Source organism: Streptomyces siamensis (assembly GCF_039543605.1).
Classification (GTDB): Bacteria; Actinomycetota; Actinomycetes; order Streptomycetales; family Streptomycetaceae; genus Streptomyces; species Streptomyces siamensis.
This window is the reverse complement of sequence record NZ_BAABKB010000021.1, coordinates 199,905-218,153: the sequence shown is the minus strand read 5'-3', so window position 1 is coordinate 218,153 and position 18,249 is coordinate 199,905. Positions and strand designations below refer to the sequence as shown.

The window sequence follows — 18,249 nt, the reverse complement described above, 5'->3', positions numbered from 1 at the left end:
GGGCACGGGCGCTTCGAGTGCCGCTCGAGGCGCCTGCTCCGCAGCGCGCAGTACAAAGAGCTCACGCGCCGAACTCGGCTTCGGCGCCCCGGTCGGCGAGCTCCGAGCCCGATGGATCCGCGCGACCGCGCGGGCACAGGCCGCAGATGATGCCGGCCCCGCCGACCGCAGCGTTGATCCTTTACAATTGCAAGTAACACGTGTCTGGGAGGCACTCGTGAAGCGCCGAGAGCTGGTCCACTCGCCCTGCCCGATCGACCGCTCGCTGTCCGAGGTCGGTGACACCTGGACGCTTCAGATCCTGCGTGACGCCATGCGCGGCGTCACGCGGTTCACGGACTTCAACAAGCGCATCGGGCTCGCCTCCAACATCCTCACCGCGCGCCTGCAGAAGCTCGTGACGGTCGGGATCTTCGAGATCCACGAATCGGCACTCGGCAACTCCCACGAGTACGTGCTGACCGACAAGGGGCGCGACCTGCACATCGTGCTCTCAGCGCTGCGTCAGTGGGGCGAACGGCACTTGTTCGCGGACGACGAGGTGCTGACCCGCGTGGTCGACGCCCGCACGGGCCAGGCACCCCGCCGCCTGGAGCTCACCGCGGAGGACGGCAGCCCCCTGTCTCCCGACGACCTGCTCCTCGTGCAGTCCCGCGCGGCCGAGCCGTTGGCCGATGCCGTACCGGTCGAGACTCCTCGTCGGCACACGACGTGAACCGGCCGCCTCGTCCGTCGCGTCCGGCCGACGCGTCCATGGACGGCTCTTCGCGCTGATGCCGACGCCGTGAGCGCGCGCGTCGTCGTGGGGCGGGCAGGCAAGCCGGCCGAGCCGTCTCGGGCAGGGACTGTTCCAGTACCGCCCAGTGCACACATCGATGTAATGGCTCGGCCCGAAGCGCCCTCCTCGCTTCGGAAAGAACCACGTGATCTTCCAGTACGTCCGAGTGCCCTCGCGGCCGAAAGGGGAATTCCGCGAAATAGCAGGCAATGAAAGCCAGTTGTGCCCTCGGCACTTCGGCCGGGCGTACAACGCGCTGTCCTGGCCTCCCTGCCGTCGGGGAGGTGCCGGACGCCCGGGAGGGGCCCCGGTCGGGCCGGATGTCGTCCGGGATCCACGTCACCGTCGAGGAGACCCGGTCAGCTCCGCGTATCGACAGGCGGAACGGACGACCGGACACAGGCCCCGGCGGGAAGGTCCTGTTCGGCCCAGACGATCTTGCCGCCCGACACCGGTCGGGAGCCCCATCTGCGGGCCAGTTGGGCGACCAGGAAGAGGCCGCGGCCGTTCTCGTCCATGGTGTGCGCGCGACGCGGACGCGGGGAGCAGACATCGGTGTCGAACACCTCGCAGGTCAGCACCTGGTGTCGGATCAGGCGCAGACCGATGGGGCCGGTCCTGGGCCGGACGGCGTTGCTGACCAGTTCGCTGAGGATCAGCTTCGTGGACTCCTCCAGACCTTCCAGGCCCCACTCCTTCAACTGGTCCGCTGCCAGGGTGCGGGCGGCGCGGGCGGCGGTCTCGTCACTGGGCAGCGCCCAGGAGGCGACCTGGGTCGGGTCGAGTGAGCGGGTCCGGACCAGGAGCAGCGTGACGTCGTCGCACGGCGTCTGCCCCGGGAAGCATGCCGTCGCTTCGGTGCAGAGCTCCTCCAGCGAGCGATCCGGCTGCCCAAGAACGGCGCCCAGGCGGTGCATGCCCTCCTCGATGTCGCCGTCTCGGGTCTCGATCAGACCGTCGGTGTACAGGGCGAGGAGACTTCCCTCGGGCAGTTCCAGCTCCACGGCCTCGAAGGGGTCCCCCAGCCCGATGCCCAGCGGGGCCCCGGCAGGCAGGTCGGGGAAGGTGACCTGCCCCTGCGGGTCGACGATCGCGGGCAGGGGATGCCCGGCCCGCGCCATGGTGCAGCGGCGGCTGGCCGGGTCGTAGACCGCGTACAGGCAGGTCGCGCCCATGACCGCGGGGGCCCCGTCCGGGGCGTCGTCCTCACCGGCCAGGCGCTGGACCGTGTCATCGAGGTGGGCCAGCAGCTCGTCCGGGGGCAGATCCATGTCGGCGAGGGTGTGCACCGCGGTACGGAGGCGGCCCATGGTCGCGGCGGCGTGGAGACCGTGCCCGACGACGTCACCGACGACCAGGCCCACCCGGGCACCGGACAGCGGGATCACGTCGAACCAGTCGCCCCCCACGCCGTGGTCCATGTCGGCGGGCAGGTAGCGGGAGGCCACTTCGACCGCCGTGCCGCCCCTCAGCTTGTGCGGCAGCAGGTGGCGCTGCAGGGCGAGGGCCGCACAATGCTCGCGAGCGTACTGACGGGCGTTCTCCAGCGACTGCGCGGCGCGGCTGACGAGCTCCTCGGCCAGGAGTACATCGACTTCCTGGAACGGCTCCGGGTCCTCGGTGCGGACGAACAGCATCACGCCGAGCAGTGCGTGCCGGGCGCGGATGGGGACGGCCATCAGCGAGTGGGCGCCGTTGTCGTAGATCCTCTGCGCCAGTACCGGCGCCTCGTCGAGCCAGCTGCACGAGGCGGCGTCCAGGACCGGCTCCAGGCGCGACCTCCCGGTCCGCAGTACCTCGGTGAAGGGTGAGGCGGGCGGCACGATGACGGGCTCGCCGAGCGCCGACGGGGATTCCGGGACGCCCTGGTGGATCGAGGCCAGTCCGGCACGCCGGAAGACAGGGAGGTGCTTGCCCTTGGGTCCGAAGGGGAGCGGGGCCCCGTCGCCGAACGAGACGGACTGCTCCAGGTCGACGGCGACGAAGTCGGCCAGCAGAGGCACGGCCAGTTCGGCCAGCGCCTGGCTGGTCTGCATCACGTCCAGCGTGCTGCCGAGGCCCGTGCCCGCCTCGCCGAGGGTGGCGAGGCACTCGCGCGCCCGCCGGCTCTCGACGACGTCGGCACTGATGACACATCCCCCCAGAGACCGTCCGTCGGCGCCCTGGATGCACTGGAACGAGACCGCGAACGGGTGCTCCCGATGGGGTCCCGTGGGCAGCCACGTCCGGTACTCGTGGACCAGGGTGGTACCGCTCTCCAGTACCTGCCGCATCACCGCTTCCAGCGTTTCGGCCTTGGGGCCGGGCAGCACATCGGTGATCCGGCGTCCGAGCCTCCGGTCATGGGAAAGGCCGTCGTGGCTCTCCATCACGTCGTTCACCGCGGTGCAACGCAATTGCGGGTCCCGTATGACGATGCCGACCGGCGCGCGGGCGAGCAGCAGTCCCCGGACCGATCCGTTCATCGGGTCCCCGGACCGTTCGCCGAAGTCGGCCAAGGACGCGAGCCACCATGGTGTTCCGTCGCCCTTCTCCAGCTTCGACATCCGCAGGCTGACGTCGAGCACGCGCCCGTCCCGGTGGCGCACCGCCGTCGCGCCGGACCAGCCGTTCTCGGCACGACACCGCTCGACGAACGCAGATGTCGTCAGCACCGCCCCGAAGGACGGCAGTACGAGGGCGGCCGACCGTCCCACGACGTCCCTCGCGGCGTACCCGACGAGCTGTTCGGCGGCCTGCGTCCATCCGACGACCATGCCGTGGTCGTCGAGCAGCGCGACCGCGGTGTCGGATATCTCGGACGCACTCATCTGCTTACCGAGTGTCACCGAGTCGAGGTTCGTCATGGTCATGGTCATCGCAGTGATTCCTTGGATGGCTGAGTGAGGGAGTGGAGGCGGGATGCCATATGCCCGTTTTGCGTGATTGACCAGTCAAGGCCCTGGTTTGTGACAGCGTCGCAGCCCAAACGAAATGAGCTGGGTCACACCGACAGTCGGCCCCCGAAGCGCCCCGGCACCGCGTCGAAGCCGGAACTACGTCCGCCTGCTCGGTCCAGGACGCTCAGCGCATCGGTAGCGGACCAATACGGGACGCTCGGCGCGTCAGTCCAGGACGCTCAGCGCATGGGAGACCGCGCTCTCGAGAAAGGCCCGGTCGGCGCGCGCCTTCCCCATGACCCGCAGGCCCTGGACGAAGGTGGTCAGGAACCGGGCCAGTCCCGCGGTGTCCTTGTCCGCCGGCAGGTCCCCGCGCGCCTGTGCCCGCTCCAATGCGCCGGCGATGGTGCCCTCGACCAGATGCAGCGTCGCCGTGGCCCTCTCCGCCGTGGCCGGATCGGCGGGCCTCTCGGTGACGGCATTGACCAGGAAGCAGCCCCGACTCGGGTCGTGGACGTCGGCCTCGACCATGGCGATGAGCGCCGCCCGCAGCGCGGAACGCACGTCCCGGGCCGACTCCAGCTCCGCGATCAGCGCACCGGCGTAGGCCGAGCAGTAGCGTTCGAGAGCGCGGGCGTACAGCTGCTCCTTGGAGCCGAACGCCGCGTAGAGGCTGCCGCTGCCGATGCCCAGTTCGGCGGTGAGGTCCTGCAGGGAGGTCGCGGCATAGCCGCGGCCCCAGAACAGTTCCATGGCTCGCTCGACCGCCTGGTCGACATCGAACTCCCTGCTCCTTGCCATAACCGGCACCGTAGGAGTTCTGGATCGCATGAGCAAGAACAAGCCACTGTGTCGAGAGGCGCCACGACTTCGGCGGAGGTCACTCCTGCCGGAGCGGTTCCTGGGAAAATGTGTGCGCCGAGGCGATGCGGGTCAGTTCCACCCTGGTGTTCACACCGAGTTTGGCGAAGGCATGACGCAGGTGTGAGTTCACGGTGTGCGGAGACAGATGGAGCCGGTCGGCGACGGCCCGGTTGGTCAGTCCGTCGGTCACCAGCCGGACGACACGCAGTTCGGAGGCGGTCAGGCTCTCCCAGCCCGATGAGGCCACCGCGGTACGGCGTCGGTGGGACTCGGAGCGGAGGCCCACCTTCTCCAGTCGCGCCTGCAGACGCTGCACGTCTCCCGTGGCCTTGCAGGCGACCGCCCGGGCCAGGGCCCGCTGGAGAAGTGTGGTCGCGTCTCCCGGGCGGCCTTCTTCGAGGGCGCGGCCGGCCATCGCCTCCTCGGCATCGGCCGCGGCGAGTGGCCGCTGGGTCAGCTCATGTCCCTTCGCCGCCTGCTCCAACACGTCGAGGTCGTCCTGCAACAGTCCGCGGACATGTGTGACCGAGGCGGCCACGGCACGATCGAACACATCCCGCGGAGACAAGTGCTCCAGGGTCGTCAGAAGGGCCTCGGCCCGGGACCGGTCGTTCGCCCGCAGTGCCACGGAGGCGAGTTGCGGCCACAGCCCGGGAGGGAGCGTCAACAGGTCTGCCACGGCGTCCTGTTCGTAGAAGCGCGCGCCTTCGCGCACGGCGGCCGTCGGGTTCCCCTGTGCTGCGAGGAGCAGGCTGCGAGCGCACACCGTCCAGGGGTCGGGCCGCGGCGCCGCGCCCGGGGTGATCCCGTCCGTGGCGGCGAGGCGTCCCGCGGCGAGGGTCAGGTCGCCCTGCCGGAGCGCCACCATGGCGAGCACTGCGTGGGCGGTGGGATCGGCGGTGTCGAGTTCCAGTTCCTCCGTGACCGTGAGGGCGGCCTCCGCCTCGGCTTCCGCGTCTCCGAGTTCGCCGCGCTCCAGGAGCAGGCAGGCGCGTCGGGTGTGCCATGCGGACAGGGACCACACAGCACCGGAAGCCTCCGCCTGCACCTGCCCTTCGCGCAGCAGCGTCTCCGCGTCCGTCAGCCGCTCGGTCGAGGTCAGCACGGTGGCGAGCCACAGCCCCGGCAGGCGCAACGGCCGCAGTTGAACGCCGGAGGCCGCGTGCCCCGCGCGCTCGACAGCCGCTTCCGCGAGATCGACCGCTCGGGCGATCCGGCCACGCAGCAGTGCGGTGTGGGACTGGAAGAGCATGGCGCCGGCCACGACGGCCGGATCGGGATCCTCGTAGGCGGCGTCCACCAGGTCGCATCCGATGGCTTCCGCGGTGTCGATCTCCCCCAGGAAGGCATGCGCGGTGCCCTTGGTCTTGAGCAGGATCAGCCGCAGGTCGGCCGGCACATCGGGCAGTGTCAGCGCCTGCCCCAGTTGATCCAGAGCTGCCGGGTACCGTCCCGCCGCCAAGTGGATCTCCGCGACGGTCAGCCGCAGGGACGCCTCGTCCTTCGGTGTCACCCTCAGCGCGAGGGCCTCGTCCGCGAGGGCCAGGGCTTCGCGCGTACGCCGGGCAGCGCGGAGCGTCTGCACGGCCTCGATGAGTGTCCGGGCCCGTCGGGGATCCGATCTCGGCGTCAACCCCACTGCCCCCAGGGCAAGTTCGACAGCCGTGTCCGGTGCGGCGCCGACCATGCCCTGAGCGGCGTCGCGCAGGATGCGAGCGGCCGCGACGTCCCCCGGCGCGGCTCCTGCCAGTACGTGCCGCACCACGTCTTCCGGTGGTCGGCCGAGGGCCAGCAGGGTGTCGGCGGCTTCCCGGTGCATGGCTCTGCGCAGAGGCAGGGGCATCCCGTCGTGGACGGCCCCGCGCACGAGATCGTGGCGGAACGCGAACCTGGGGCCGGCCTCGATGAGCATGCCGCTGCGCAACAGGTCCTGCGCGGGTCGCAGGAGCTGTCCCACGCCTCGCCCGAGCAGCCGGGCCACGTCGAACAGCTCGAAGTCGGCGCCGAGCACGGCGGCCGCGTACAACAGGTCGGTCATGTCCGGCGTCATGCGTTCGAGACGCTGCGCGACGACCTCGGGCAGGCTCGGCACGGCGTCGGCAGCCGATGCGGCCATCGAAGCCCTGCCGTCCGACACGGAGCACAGGCCCTCCGCGACGGCTGCGCGAAGGAGTTCGACGAGGAGGAAGGGGTTTCCCCCGGCTGTGGTGAGCAGACCGGCGAAGCTGTCGTCCACGGGCGCGTGGAGCATGTCGCCGACCAGTTCGGCTGCCGCGCTGTCCGGGAGGCCGCCCAGGGTCATGACCACCGTGTCGGGATCGTCCTTCGGCTGCGCGACGGCGAGCCGCGACGTGGGCCGGGCGGCGAGGAAGAAGGCCACCGGGGAACCTGCCAGCCGCCGTGGCAGTGTGCGCAACGCGGCCAGGGTCGCCGAATCGGCCCAGTGGACGTCGTCCACGAGCACCGCCACCGGGGTGCGCCCGGCCCGTCGTTCGAGCTCTTGTACCAGCGACTCCAGCACATGGTGGCGGAGCATCGGGTCGGTCGCGTCGCCGGCTGTTCCGTCCGGCACGTCTCGGTCGGCGCCGAGACGGTGCAGCAGGCCGAGCAACGGCGCCATGACCCGATAGCTGCTCTGTTCGTCGGCCCGGGTCTCCGTCACGTCGAAACCGGCGGCCGTGGCCAGCGACGCCGCTTCGGCGAGCAGCCGGGTCTTGCCCAGCCCGGAGGCGCCCTCCACGTACAGCACGCGGGTACGTCCGTGGGCGACGCCGCCCAGCACATCCCGTACGCGGGCCAGCTCGGTGTCCCTCCCCCGCAGCGGCTGGTCGGACAACGGCTTCTCCGTTCCACGACTCCTTCGCTCAACACTGCAACGTGACCGGCGCACGGGCAACGCACACACGTGCTGTCCACCCACCGCCGCCATCCGCGGTTCCGGCCCGCATGCGCATCACATGATCATGCGATGCACATGCGGGTCACACGGTGTGTCCGGCCCGTCTGCGTCACCCGGACCCCGCGCGGCGGTCGATGAGGGCGCTCTGCGGAAGCAGCGTTCTCTCGGCCGCCACGACGGCGGGCCTCCCGTGTCCGGCGGCCTCAGAGGACCTTGAGCGATGCCGCGATGGCACGATCGGCCTCGATCAGCCCCGCTTCGATCTGCTCGCGGGCCGGTCCGTTGACCGAGAGGAATTCCACGTCGGTGATGCCGATGAAGCCGAGGACACCACGCAGATAGGGGGCGTGGTGGTCCAGGGCGGCGAACGCGGGATCGGTGAAGTCGCTGCCCGACGCACGGACGACCACCGCCTTCTTGCCGGCGAGCAGGCCGCGCGGCCCGTTCTCGTCATAGGCGAAGGTGCGGCCGGCCATGCAGATCTGGTCGATCCAGGCCTTGAAGGCGGCGGGAACGCTGAAGTTGTACATCGGTACGCCGAGCACCAGCACGTCCGCGGCCTCGACCTCGGCGATGAGCGTCGCGGACGCGTCGACGGCGGCCCTGGTCCGCGGGGTGTGGTGATCGGCCGGGCCGAAGACGCCGGTGACCCAGTCCTCGGAGACGAGGTCCGGCACTTCCTCGGTGACGTCCCGATAGGCCACGGTGCCCTCGGGGTTCGTACGTCGCCAGGCCGCGACGTACTGAGCGCCGATCCGCCGCGTGAGGGAGTCGGCACAGCGCGAGCTGGAGTCGATGTGGAGCAGGTGAGGCATGGTCTCTTCCCAACATTCAGGATTGATCATTCCACAATGAGGATGTGGAAATGCGCCGCCTGTGCGCGCACAGAAAGCAGGGGATTGCCTCCGGGCGCACGCCACGACAGCGGCCGCAAGGCCCAGGAGTCAGGGAGTGGCGCTCGACCGCGCCCTCCGCATCTCAATGTACATGAATAAGTTGAACTCTCAACCATCTATTCCGGGTGATGCGGATCGCGTCCGGAGAGGTCGCCACATGTCCGGGCGAAATCGCATGAACGAGTGATGCCGGGACCGGCACCGATCTTCGATGCTGTGACGAACTGCCCTGGCCGGCCGTCCGCCGCCCGGGCCGTCGACGTTTTGCGAAGGAAGTCCGTGCACCACGAGATCATCAGCGACACCGCAGCCATGGACGGACACGAGCCCGGCGCGCGCCACCGGCACCGTGCGGCGATCCCGACCGATGCCGCACCGAACAAGCCCGGCCTCACCGGCTCGGCGGCCGTTCTCAGACCCGTCATCACGGTGCTCACCGTGGGTCTGGCGTTCGTCAGTGTCTTCCTCGCCGCCTTCCACACGCCCACGGCCCACCGACTGCCCATCGCCGTGGTGGCGTCGGACAAGAACGCCGCCCTGTTCGACGTGAGACTGCAGCGGACGGCACCCGATGCCTTCCAGGTGGAGCGCTATCCCGGCGAGACCGCGGCCAGGTCGGCCGTCGAGCACCGCAAGGTCTATGCGGCCTACGTACAGACGGGGTCCGCGTCACATCTTCTGTACGCGGGTGCGAACGGAGTCGCGGTCCAGGCGCTGGTGGCGCCTCTCGGCCGCCCCCAGCCCGGTGCGGACGGCCCCAAGGCCCACGTGGAGGACATCGTCCCGCTGGCACCGGGAGACAGCCGGGGACTCTCGGTGTTCTACGCCTCCTTCGGCCTGGTTCTCGCGGGCTTTCTCTTCGGCCAGATGACCTACCAGGTGGCGCCGCGTCTTCCGTTCACCCAGCGCATGGGCAGCCTCACCCTCTTCGCCGTGATCGGCGGGCTGGCCACGGCCCTCGTAGCCGGGGCGGCCTTCGGCGCCATCCCCGGACCCGTCCTGGGCATCGCGGGCATCGTCACCCTGATGTCGGGCGCCGTGGCGGCGGGAACCGTCCTGCTGATCCGCCTCTTCGGACCGCTCGGCGTCCCCCTCGGATCGATCTTCATGCTCGTGATGGGCAACGCGACCAGCGGCGGAGTCCTGCCTCCGTCCTTCCTGCCCGGCTGGCTGGAACCACTGGCCTCGGTGATGCCGCCCGGCGTCGGCGTGCGAGCACTCAACGGCCTGGCGTACTTCCACAACGACGGGGTCGAGAGCGGGCTGATCATCCTTGCGGCCTGGATCCTGCTCTGCATGGGGGCCATTCTCGGCCTGGACAGGCTCGCCGCCTCCCCCGCGATCCTCCACGTCGCCCACCGGGGAAGCCCTGCCCACGCCATCGGAACACCCCGGGCAACACCTCAGCCACCGACCCTCCCGGCAGCACCGGACGGGGCGCGGACAGCGGTCTTCCTGGCCGAGCGGTCCACCCGCAGCACCTCGGTCGACTGAGGGCGGGCGGCGTCAGGAGCCGATGAAGGTCACCGTCTCGTCGAGCGGTGCCCGGCCGGTACGGGTGTGATCCACCGTGCGGTCCTCGAACCCGATCGACATGCCGCAGAAGAGCATGAGCTCGTCCGGCGGCGACAGGACCTCCGCGACGGTCCTGTGGAACTTCGCCCACGCCATCTGCGGGCAGCTGTGCAGCCCCTCGGCGCGGAGCAGCAGCATGACGGTCTGCAGATACATGCCGACGTCGGACCACTGGGGCCGCCCCAGGTCACGGTCGATGTAGCAGAACAGAGCGGCGGGCGCGCCGAAGCACTCCCAGTTCGCCGCGGCGGCCCGCTGGCGCGCCTCCAGGTCCTCGCGCGCGATGCCCAGCGCGCCGTAGCGCTGCTCACCGAAGGCGGAGCGGCGCTCACGGTACGGAGATTTCAACGCGGGCGGGTACTGCTCGTACTCCGGCTCGTCCCAGGGGTCCCCTGCGGCCAGCCGTTCGCCGGAGCGCTTCTTGAGTTCGGCCAGCGGCGCGCCCGTGAGGACGTACGTGTGCCAGGGCTGGAGGTTCGATCCGGACGGCGCCCAGGCCGCGGCGGACAGCACGCGCTCCAGCATCTCCTTCGGGACGGGCTGGTCCGCGAATCCGCGCACGGCCCGTCGGCTCATGACTGCCTCGTAGACGTCCATTAACCCGCGCTCCTCGGTCACCGTGACCATCTCTCCACCTCTTCCTCGACTGTATTGTTCGTAACGGTATCATTCAATACTATCTTTGACGAGCACGCGTCTCCGCCCCCGGACACCGCCTCGGGCGAACATTCATTTGGAGAAGGTCATGACCACGCTGTTGCACATCGACTCGTCCGTATTTCCCGGCGAGGCCTCCTCGTCCCGCTCGGTGGCGGCCGCCTTCCGCTGGACCTGGGAGGAGCAGCACCCGGAGGGCACGGTGATCTACCGCGATGTCGCCGCCAACCCCGTACCGCACATCACCGCCGCCGCCTGGTCCGCCGGCTCGGCCGCCCCGGTGGAGCGCAGCGCGGAGCAGTCCGCGGCGTTCGCCGCACGCCTGGAGCTCATCGAGGAGCTGGAGCAGGCGGACGCCGTCCTGATCGGCGCCCCCATGTACAACTACGCGATCCCGTCGACGCTCAAGGCATGGCTGGACAACGTGATCCTGCCGGGCCGCACCTCGGGCGAGCGCCCCTCCGCCCAGGGCACCCCGGTCGTCGTCGTCGCAAGCCGCGGCGGCTCCTACGCGCCGGGCACCCCTCGCGAGGGTTACGAGTTCGTACAGAACTACCTGGAGGCAGTCCTCAAGGGCAGCCTCGGCCTGGAACTCGACTTCATCGTCCCTGAACTCACCATGGCCCCGCGCAATCCGGCCATGTCCGAACTGATCCCCCTGTACGAGGCCTCCCGCAAGCGCGCCTTCGAGGACGCGAGCGCCAAGGCCAAGGAACTCGCCGAGCGCATCGCCGCCTGACGCCCGGACCACAGACGCCGCGTGATGCCTCGCTCCACGACATCACACGGCGTCGTCGCCCGGGCCCTCCACGAGAGCGAAAACAGACACTCCGCTCCCCGTCCGCAGCCGGTGCAGGCGCCTGGACGCGGCGGCCGCGCTCCTCAACGCCGTGTTCGCCAGGAGATATTCATGAGACGAGGTGCCCCGGGCGACAGGCAAGGGTGCTCGGCCGCGATCAGGCTTGACCACCCGCGGGATAGGCGAAGCGGGTCAGCAGGTCCGTCAGCTGCTCGGCCTCGCCGGGCTTCAGGTCGGCGATCAGACGGTCGGCCAGCGGCGCCGCCGCCACATGAGCCGCGTCGAAGAGCTCGACACCCTGAGGCGTGATCTCCACCGCCCGCGCCCGCCGGTCCCCCGGGACGGCCTTGCGTACGGCGAGCCCCTTACGCTCCAGGTCGTCGACGATCCGCATGATTCCCGCCTTGTCCGAGCCTGTCGCCGCCACCAGGTCCCGCTGCACCGTGGGCCCTCGGTCGACCAGCACGATCAGCACGGCAAAGTGCCGCAACTCGATGCCGAGCGGCCGAAGCGCCTCCGTCATCACCGTGGCCGCGCGCCAGTGCGCCTGCCGCAGCAGCAGGCCGAGAGCGAAAGGCGAGGTGTCCCCGGGACGGTCGGTCGCACGCGATGAAACGGTCTTGTGAGGCACTTCGGCGGTCATGCGGCCACATTACAGCCGTCTATTCACTCGATACATTCTCGTTCGACACCAAATGCGCCCGTGTCCGCTGCTCGCCGCGCGCCCCGGTCCCACGAGCGACCACACGACGGAGCCCGGCCCCGGAGTGCGGGGACTTCATGTCAGCCGGCGTCGTAGCCCCAGCGCGCCCGGCCGTCCTTGCCCATGTAGCACTTCGCGGGGCGTCCGTCGGCCGTGGTCGCGGTGGCGCCCACGGGAGAGCAGTACTGCCCGAACCGGATGCCGGACTGGCTGCCGGAACCGCCCGACGTTCCGCCTGACGTGCTGGAGGAGCCACCACCGGTCGAGCCACCACCGGTCGAGCCACCACCGGTCGAGCCGCCGCTGCCGGACGAGCCGCCGCTCGTGCCGCCGCCCGCGGTGGAGTCGTGGGACGGCTCGGGGCGGGGCTTCGGCTTCGGCTTGGGTTTCGGTTCGGGCTTCGGTGTCGGCTTGGGACTCGGCCGGGTGCAGGGGGCTCCTGGACCGATCAGCCACAGGCCGACCTGGGTCGAGACCATGATCTCGGTGCCGGGCTCCGGTTGCTGGCGGCACACGTGCCACTCGTCGAGGTCGTGGGAGCCGTTGTCCAGGCGCTTGCCGGTGTATGCGTGCCGCATCGCCAGGTGATCGAGGTCGAGGGCCTCCAGGGCGCCATCGGCTTCGTCGAGGCTCTTGCCGACGAGGTCCGGCATGGCGACTCGGCGCGGGCCCAGGAGGTGTGTCGGGCACACCTCCTGCTTCGGCACCGCGTAGAGCGTGAGCGTGCGCACGGACGGGCGGACGGTTTCCTCTCGCGACGGAGTCTGGAAGCAGACCTGCCAGCCGGACGCGGTGTTGCTCACCGGCCGGAAGGCGGAGGAGGCATCGGACACCGACACCTTCAGCCATGCGTGCGCCTGTGCGTCCGCGACGGCAGCGGTGACAGAGGCTCCGCTGAAGTCGGGGACGGCCAGTGAGGTGTCCGCCCCGACCCGGGCCGGGGCGTCGCGTCCGTTCGAGACCGAGTTCAGTCCTGCGACGAGCGTGCCGACCACGACCGCGGCCAGGAGAACGGGGTGCCTGCGCAGCCAAGTGGCGGGGCGTGCTCTGCTGTTGGGACGCACGGGAGCACCGGCGGGCAGGAGTTCCCCCACGGCTTCGAGGAGTTCTCCCTTGGGGTCGATCTTCGATCCGTGCAGTTTGCGCACCGTGCCGTCGACGACGATGTCGACGCGGTCGAGAAGGCCGTGGGCGCGGCGCAGGATGCGCAGGGGTTTCGGCGCCCGGGACGCCTTGGGCGTCAGGAGAGGGCGAAGAAGGATGAGTCCGCGCTCGGTGAGCGCCGCATAGCCCCAGCCGCAGTGGTAGAGCGACCGCACGACCTCGCCCGGTTCGAGTTCCGCCAGCAGCACCTTCTTGTGGTCGTCCGGCAGCGAGATGTTCTCGTCGGCGTCTGCCGAGGCGGTGCGGGGATCAGCGGCGAGAGAGTCGGACACCGGTTTCCCGGCGCGCAGGACGAGTTCGCCGGACGCGTCGAGCTGCGAGCCCCACACCGTGATGCGTCGCCCCGTCACGGACAGGTCCACACGTCGCTGCGCCCCGTACGCCGTGCGCAGGATCGTCAGCGGCCTGGGAACCCGCGTCGGCGCGTCCCCGCCGAGCAGGACGAGTGCCTCCTCGGTGAGCGCGGCGTACCCCAGCCCTTGGTGGTAGAGCGCCAGCACCGTCTCACCGGCTCGCAGGGTATGCAGCAGAGCCTCCGCCTTGCGGAGGGGAAGCGCGACGGTCTCGCGGGCCGCGACGTCGGCGGTGCGCGGATCGTTGCGCAGGAGGCGCTGCGCGGCAGTTGGGGACATACGCGGAGGATAACGGCCACGATTCCTCGCCCGGACTCCGGACCGGGAACCGCTGCAAGGCCGTGACCAGCGACGATGATGCGGGGAGCTTCGTCCGTCGGTTGCCCTGGCCAAGGCGCCGGGACCCGTGCGCCGCGACCGCACCGACTTCGTACGCCAATTCCCGCTCGCGCAGCGCTGGTTGGCGACCGAGCGAGGATCGGACGACGTGCCCCGGCCGGCTGTCGTCGGCTGCCGGGCCGCCCCGGAGTGCGGCAGGGCTGCCTACGGCGGCGATGTCGCACCCTGTCGGCAGGGGTCAGCCGGCGGGCCGGAAACGGAGTGCCGACCATGTGTCGTCGATGGACACCTGCCGCACAGGTCGCACGCCCCGCTCGGCGAGCAGGGCGGCCAGGGAGTCACGATTGAGGTCCGTGCCCAGTCGCCCGCCCTTCGGGTAGGCCACCCAGGCCAGCGCGTCACGCCGCGCGGCGGCCAGCGCCGCCCCGGCATCCGCCCCGTCGAGCTCGCCGGCCATGGTCACGAAGGCGAGCACCGCATCGGCCGAGGCCGCGACCTCCGCGCCCTCCCCTTCGACGTCCAGCTCCACATCACCGGGCTTGCCCAGCACGACGACGCTCTGACCGGGCTTGATTTGCAGCTTGCTCATCACAGACACCCGCTGATCCTGTCACTCCGGACGCGACCACGCTCGTCGGCCGAGCCCGGCGACCCAACCCGTGTGCCGGGACGTCAACTCGCCCTGGGCCGAGCGGGCACGGCGCCCTGGGTGTGCTCGTGTTCCCACCGCGCCGTCTCCAGAAGACGCCGCCAGGAGGAGACCATGGGGCGGCGGCGCAGCAGTGCGCGGCGCTCCCGCTCGGTCATGCCTCCCCACACACCGTGCTCGATGCGCTGGTCCAGCGCGTAGGCAAGGCATTCGGTGCGTACGGTGCAGCCGTTGCACAGCGCCTTGGCGCGGTGTTGTGCGGCGCCCTCGACGAACAGATCGTCGGGGTCGGCCGTCCTGCACAGTCCCCGTTCACCCCAGTCAGTGCCCCTGCCCGCCATCGTCCGATGCCGTCCTCTCCCCTGTTCGCCCCCGCGAGTCGTCCCCCGACCCCGGGCGGCAGGCATATGACACTACGCCGTTCGAGCGCGATCCGAACTCCTGGCGTACGTCACCACACCTTTGGGTGAGCGGGACTTGCCGCCGATGTGCAGCGGCGCTATGCGGCGCTCCGCCATGGCGGAGACGTCTTCGCCGTCATCGACGCGACCGTGCCGAGGCACGGGAGTACGACCTCAGCGACAGGTGAGTACCCGTACTCATGTGCGCGATGAACGGCATCCTGCATGTTGCGTGCATGCGATCCAAGTCTCTCCAGAAGCCCGTGCTGTTGACCGCCCTCGGCTGCCTGGTCCTGTCCGGCTGCGGCAGGCTGAACGCTTCCGCCGACCAGACCCCCGCGGGCAGCGCCGTCTCGGCGACGGCGCGGCGGGATGCCCTGTCGGACAGCAGCGATCCGGAGATCCGGTTCCTCGCGCTGCTGGGCCGCGTCATGGACACCTGCGCCCCCGACTCCTCCCGCGGCGCCGACGGCGGCGTACCCGAGCCGGAGGATCTGCCGGGTGCGGAGGAGGAGTCCACACCGCGATACGGGCCGGGCGAGACCCCGCCCGGGACTCCGAACGAGGAGGGCGACATACCCGTTCCCCTGGATGATCCCGCTCCCGCGACGACGAGCCCGGACTCCACCAGGCGCGGGCCGGTCAAGGAGGTGCCCCTGACCGGCATCGACAAGTGCATGGGCGGCGAGCACGCGCAGCGCGTCCGTGAGGCGTTCGAGAACGCGAGGACGACCGGCTACCAGGCGATGCGCGAGAAGCTGATGGGCCTGGACTACCCGGCGTCGCGGATCCACCGGATGCCGGACCGCGCGGGCGCGCCCCGGGCAAGGCTGGACCTGCGCTTCATGGGCAATCAGTTGGCGTTGGAGGTCACCCTGACCGACGGCGGGGTGGACGTCGAACCGTTCGGGGCACCGGAGACCGACGACGTGAAGGTGGCCGAGGTACAGCGGAAGGCCGACGACCGCTAGCGCCTGCCCGACCATTCCCTGCTTCACCCGGACCTTGGCCGGTTCCTGACGGGATTCCCCAACTCGCCACGCTTTCAACGGCATCGGCTCCGCCACGTGCCCGACCCTCCCTACCGCCCCGGCCCACGCCGGGGCGGCTTCCGCATCTTTGGGCCGCACCCTCCTGACCTGCGGATTCATCCCCGCACCGGGCCGGAATCGCGCGGGGCGTCACGGAGATGAACATCAGGGGCTTGTTTTCATCATCCTGAAGGTCTTCAATATGACGCAGGACACAGCCCCCAGGGACAGGTGGAGACCGTGCACGACACCGACGCACCGATGCCGGACGGCCGGCCGGATCTCGATGTACTGGTCGCCACGGTCGGCCTCCAGATCAAGGCCCTGCGCAAGCAGGCCGATCTGACCCTGGACGAACTCAGCCGCCGGTCCGGCATCAGCACCGGACTGATCAGCCAGGTCGAACGAGGGAAGGGCAACCCCTCCTTCACCAGCCTGGTGCAGATCGCCCACGGTCTGGACGTCCCGATCGGGCGGCTGTTCCATCTCGCGGACCAGGTCAGCCCCGTCGTCCGTGCCCACGAGCGCCGCAGCCTGGACTTCCACGGCTCGGACCCCGCTGACGGCGACCGCTACGAACTGCTCACCCCATCGCTCAACGGCGCGCTCGAGGTCCTCTGGGTGGTCACCCAGCCGGGCCACGACACCAGCGCCAACCCCTTCCGGCACAACGGCGAGGAGTTCGGCATCGTCCTCTCCGGCGTGAAGGACGTCTATCTCGACGGCGTCCGTCACCGGCTCGAAGCGGGCGACTCCATCACGTACTCCTCCAGTACGCCGCACTGGTACGTCAACCCCGGCGACGAGCCCGCCACCTCGATCTGGGTCATCACTCCGCCCAGCTGGTAGGCACAGGCCTCGCGCCGTTCCGTCCCCAACGCCCCGGCCGTCGGCTCGGGCGCCGGTACCGCACGGCCTCGTTCCGTGCGCCTCCTCCATGAGGTGCCCCACCATGGCATCACTCATCGACAGATCCTCTGTCGCCGCCGGAAACTCCCTCTCCCACCGCCGCGCCCTGCTGGCCCTCGGCGGCGGCAACGCCATCGAGTGGTACGACTGGATGGTGTATGGGCTGCTGGCCTCCTACATAGGACCGCTCTACTTCCCCTCCGGCAGCTCCGTCTCCGAGACCATGTCCGCGCTCGCCGTCTTCGCCGTCGGCTTCGCCGCCCGGCCGCTCGGCGCGATCATCTTCGGAACCCTCGCCGACCGGATCGGCCGACGCTCCGTCATGCTCTTCTCCATCGGGTCGATGGTGCTGTCCAGCCTGGTCATCGCCCTCCTGCCCAGCCATGCGAGCATCGGCGTCTGGGCCGGCGTCATCCTGCTGGCCAGCCGCATCCTGCAGGGACTCTCCACCGGCATCGAAGCCCCGCTCAACTCCGCCTACATCGTGGAGCTGGCACCCGAGGGCAAGACCGCCCGGTTCGGCACCGTCATCAGCATCTACGTGCAGGCCGGCATCGTCGGCGCGTCACTGGTCTGCTTCCTCACCACCTCGCTGATCGCTCCCGACGCCATGGCCTCCTGGGGCTGGCGCATCCCGTTCGCGGTCGGCGCCGTCGGCGGTCTGGTCTTCCTCTGGCTGCGGCGCGCTCTGCCGGAGACCCTGCACGACCAGGAGGACAAGCCGGCCGAACCGGCGCGGGTGGGCCAGGTCTGGGCCGAGGTCTGGCAGCACCGGCTGGCGCTGCTGGCGATCGTCTTCGTGGTGGCCGGCGCCCAGGCGCTCAACTACACCTGGGCCACCGGACTGCCCAACCTGGCACGCTCCGCCTACCTGGAGGATCCGGACACCGTCTTCCTGGTCTCCACCGTCGCCGGGATCTGCGTGGCCGCGCTCTACCCCCTGGTCGGCCGGCTCGCCGACCGCAACCGGATCTCCCGCACCTTCATCGTCTCCCGGCTCGCCGTGGTGCCGCTGATCTTCATCGTGCTCGCCTACCAGCGCCCCGGCATGGCCGTGTTCACCGTGGTGATGCTGGTCGGCGCCCCGGTACTGGCCTTCACCATGGGCCTGTACAACACCGTCGCCGCCACCTTGATGCCGACCAGCTGCCGGGTCACCGGCGTCGGCCTCGGCTACGCGATCGGTGTGGCCGGCTTCGGCGGCACCGCCCCCTATCTCCTGCTGTGGCTCCAGGACATCGGCGCCGCCTGGGCGTTCCCCGTCTACGGCGCGGTCCTGTGCCTGCTCAGCGTCCTGCTCTACGTGCTCGTCCTCCGTCGCGGCGCCGTCCGCGTCGGGAGCTGAAAGGAACT

15 protein-coding genes are annotated in these 18,249 nt (G+C 70.2%); 6 read left to right on the top strand and 9 right to left on the bottom strand.

Annotated features, from left to right (window positions below; genetic code table 11):
• Positions 1–217 precede the first annotated feature (217 nt).
• Entirely contained in the window at positions 218–715 is a 498-nt protein-coding gene (locus ABEB03_RS25455; RefSeq protein WP_345653875.1) for a winged helix-turn-helix transcriptional regulator, read from the top strand.
• 422 nt (positions 716–1,137) lie between these two features.
• Here ABEB03_RS25455 and ABEB03_RS25450 read toward each other — a convergent pair whose 3' ends face one another.
• From ABEB03_RS25450 to ABEB03_RS25435, 4 genes are all read right to left on the bottom strand, one after another.
• On the bottom strand, positions 1,138–3,636 hold the full coding sequence (locus ABEB03_RS25450) for a SpoIIE family protein phosphatase (protein ID WP_345653872.1): 2,499 nt from the start codon (positions 3,634–3,636) through the stop codon (positions 1,138–1,140).
• 246 nt (positions 3,637–3,882) lie between these two features.
• Positions 3,883–4,458 carry a TetR/AcrR family transcriptional regulator gene (locus ABEB03_RS25445; RefSeq protein WP_345653869.1) on the bottom strand — a complete coding sequence of 192 codons (576 nt, stop codon included), beginning with the start codon at positions 4,456–4,458 and terminating at the stop codon, positions 3,883–3,885.
• Positions 4,459–4,537: 79 nt separating this feature from the next.
• Entirely contained in the window at positions 4,538–7,357 is a 2,820-nt protein-coding gene (locus ABEB03_RS25440; protein ID WP_345653866.1) for a helix-turn-helix transcriptional regulator, read from the bottom strand.
• A gap of 266 nt (positions 7,358–7,623) precedes the next feature.
• The gene (locus ABEB03_RS25435; RefSeq protein WP_345653863.1) at positions 7,624–8,235 is read right to left on the bottom strand and encodes an FMN-dependent NADH-azoreductase; all 612 of its coding nucleotides are present in this window, start codon (positions 8,233–8,235) and stop codon (positions 7,624–7,626) included.
• A gap of 360 nt (positions 8,236–8,595) precedes the next feature.
• Between ABEB03_RS25435 and ABEB03_RS25430 the strand changes: the two genes are divergently transcribed.
• Positions 8,596–9,810, top strand: coding sequence for an ABC transporter permease (locus ABEB03_RS25430; RefSeq protein WP_345653860.1), 1,215 nt, complete (start codon positions 8,596–8,598; stop codon positions 9,808–9,810).
• A gap of 12 nt (positions 9,811–9,822) precedes the next feature.
• Here the strand turns inward: ABEB03_RS25430 and ABEB03_RS25425 are convergent, their stop codons facing one another.
• Entirely contained in the window at positions 9,823–10,488 is a 666-nt protein-coding gene (locus tag ABEB03_RS25425) for a nitroreductase (protein ID WP_345654753.1), read from the bottom strand.
• Between the two features lie 148 nt (positions 10,489–10,636).
• Between ABEB03_RS25425 and ABEB03_RS25420 the strand changes: the two genes are divergently transcribed.
• Positions 10,637–11,287 (top strand): FMN-dependent NADH-azoreductase, encoded by a 651-nt coding sequence (locus ABEB03_RS25420; RefSeq protein ID WP_345653857.1) that lies wholly within the window; start codon positions 10,637–10,639, stop codon positions 11,285–11,287.
• A gap of 217 nt (positions 11,288–11,504) precedes the next feature.
• Here the strand turns inward: ABEB03_RS25420 and ABEB03_RS25415 are convergent, their stop codons facing one another.
• The 4 genes from ABEB03_RS25415 to ABEB03_RS25400 all read right to left on the bottom strand — a co-directional run bounded on the left by ABEB03_RS25415 (position 11,505) and on the right by ABEB03_RS25400 (position 14,962).
• Positions 11,505–11,990, bottom strand: a complete 486-nt coding sequence (locus ABEB03_RS25415) for a MarR family winged helix-turn-helix transcriptional regulator (RefSeq protein ID WP_345653854.1) — start codon at positions 11,988–11,990, stop codon at positions 11,505–11,507.
• A gap of 140 nt (positions 11,991–12,130) precedes the next feature.
• Positions 12,131–13,846 (bottom strand): PASTA domain-containing protein, encoded by a 1,716-nt coding sequence (locus ABEB03_RS25410; protein WP_345653851.1) that lies wholly within the window; start codon positions 13,844–13,846, stop codon positions 12,131–12,133.
• Between the two features lie 298 nt (positions 13,847–14,144).
• Positions 14,145–14,495 (bottom strand): hypothetical protein, encoded by a 351-nt coding sequence (locus ABEB03_RS25405; RefSeq protein ID WP_345653848.1) that lies wholly within the window; start codon positions 14,493–14,495, stop codon positions 14,145–14,147.
• 83 nt (positions 14,496–14,578) lie between these two features.
• A complete protein-coding gene (locus ABEB03_RS25400; protein ID WP_425589294.1) occupies positions 14,579–14,962 on the bottom strand; it encodes a WhiB family transcriptional regulator in 384 nt (127 codons plus the stop codon).
• 230 nt (positions 14,963–15,192) lie between these two features.
• Here ABEB03_RS25400 and ABEB03_RS25395 point away from each other — a divergent pair, with 230 nt between their 5' ends.
• The 3 genes from ABEB03_RS25395 (at position 15,193) to ABEB03_RS25385 (ending at position 18,241) form a co-directional block, all read left to right on the top strand.
• A complete protein-coding gene (locus ABEB03_RS25395; protein WP_345653842.1) occupies positions 15,193–15,927 on the top strand; it encodes a hypothetical protein in 735 nt (244 codons plus the stop codon).
• A gap of 300 nt (positions 15,928–16,227) precedes the next feature.
• On the top strand, positions 16,228–16,836 hold the full coding sequence (locus ABEB03_RS25390) for a helix-turn-helix domain-containing protein (protein ID WP_345653839.1): 609 nt from the start codon (positions 16,228–16,230) through the stop codon (positions 16,834–16,836).
• 103 nt (positions 16,837–16,939) lie between these two features.
• Positions 16,940–18,241, top strand: coding sequence for an MFS transporter (locus ABEB03_RS25385; RefSeq protein WP_345653836.1), 1,302 nt, complete (start codon positions 16,940–16,942; stop codon positions 18,239–18,241).
• Positions 18,242–18,249: the final 8 nt, after the last annotated feature.

Excerpts from the sequence above, each read along its gene's own strand:
- ABEB03_RS25400 (WP_425589294.1), bottom strand. The coding sequence starts at position 14,962 with ATGCCTGCCGCCCGGGGTCGGGGGACGACTCGCGGGGGCGAACAGGGG.
- ABEB03_RS25445 (WP_345653869.1), bottom strand. The coding sequence starts at position 4,458 with ATGGCAAGGAGCAGGGAGTTCGATGTCGACCAGGCGGTCGAGCGAGCC.
- ABEB03_RS25450 (WP_345653872.1), bottom strand. The coding sequence starts at position 3,636 with ATGACCATGACCATGACGAACCTCGACTCGGTGACACTCGGTAAGCAG.
- ABEB03_RS25410 (WP_345653851.1), bottom strand. The coding sequence starts at position 13,846 with ATGTCCCCAACTGCCGCGCAGCGCCTCCTGCGCAACGATCCGCGCACC.
- ABEB03_RS25405 (WP_345653848.1), bottom strand. The coding sequence starts at position 14,495 with ATGAGCAAGCTGCAAATCAAGCCCGGTCAGAGCGTCGTCGTGCTGGGC.
- ABEB03_RS25420 (WP_345653857.1), top strand. The coding sequence starts at position 10,637 with ATGACCACGCTGTTGCACATCGACTCGTCCGTATTTCCCGGCGAGGCC.
- ABEB03_RS25385 (WP_345653836.1), top strand. The coding sequence starts at position 16,940 with ATGGCATCACTCATCGACAGATCCTCTGTCGCCGCCGGAAACTCCCTC.
- ABEB03_RS25415 (WP_345653854.1), bottom strand. The coding sequence starts at position 11,990 with ATGACCGCCGAAGTGCCTCACAAGACCGTTTCATCGCGTGCGACCGAC.
- ABEB03_RS25395 (WP_345653842.1), top strand. The coding sequence starts at position 15,193 with ATGCGATCCAAGTCTCTCCAGAAGCCCGTGCTGTTGACCGCCCTCGGC.
- ABEB03_RS25425 (WP_345654753.1), bottom strand. The coding sequence starts at position 10,488 with ATGGACGTCTACGAGGCAGTCATGAGCCGACGGGCCGTGCGCGGATTC.
- ABEB03_RS25435 (WP_345653863.1), bottom strand. The coding sequence starts at position 8,235 with ATGCCTCACCTGCTCCACATCGACTCCAGCTCGCGCTGTGCCGACTCC.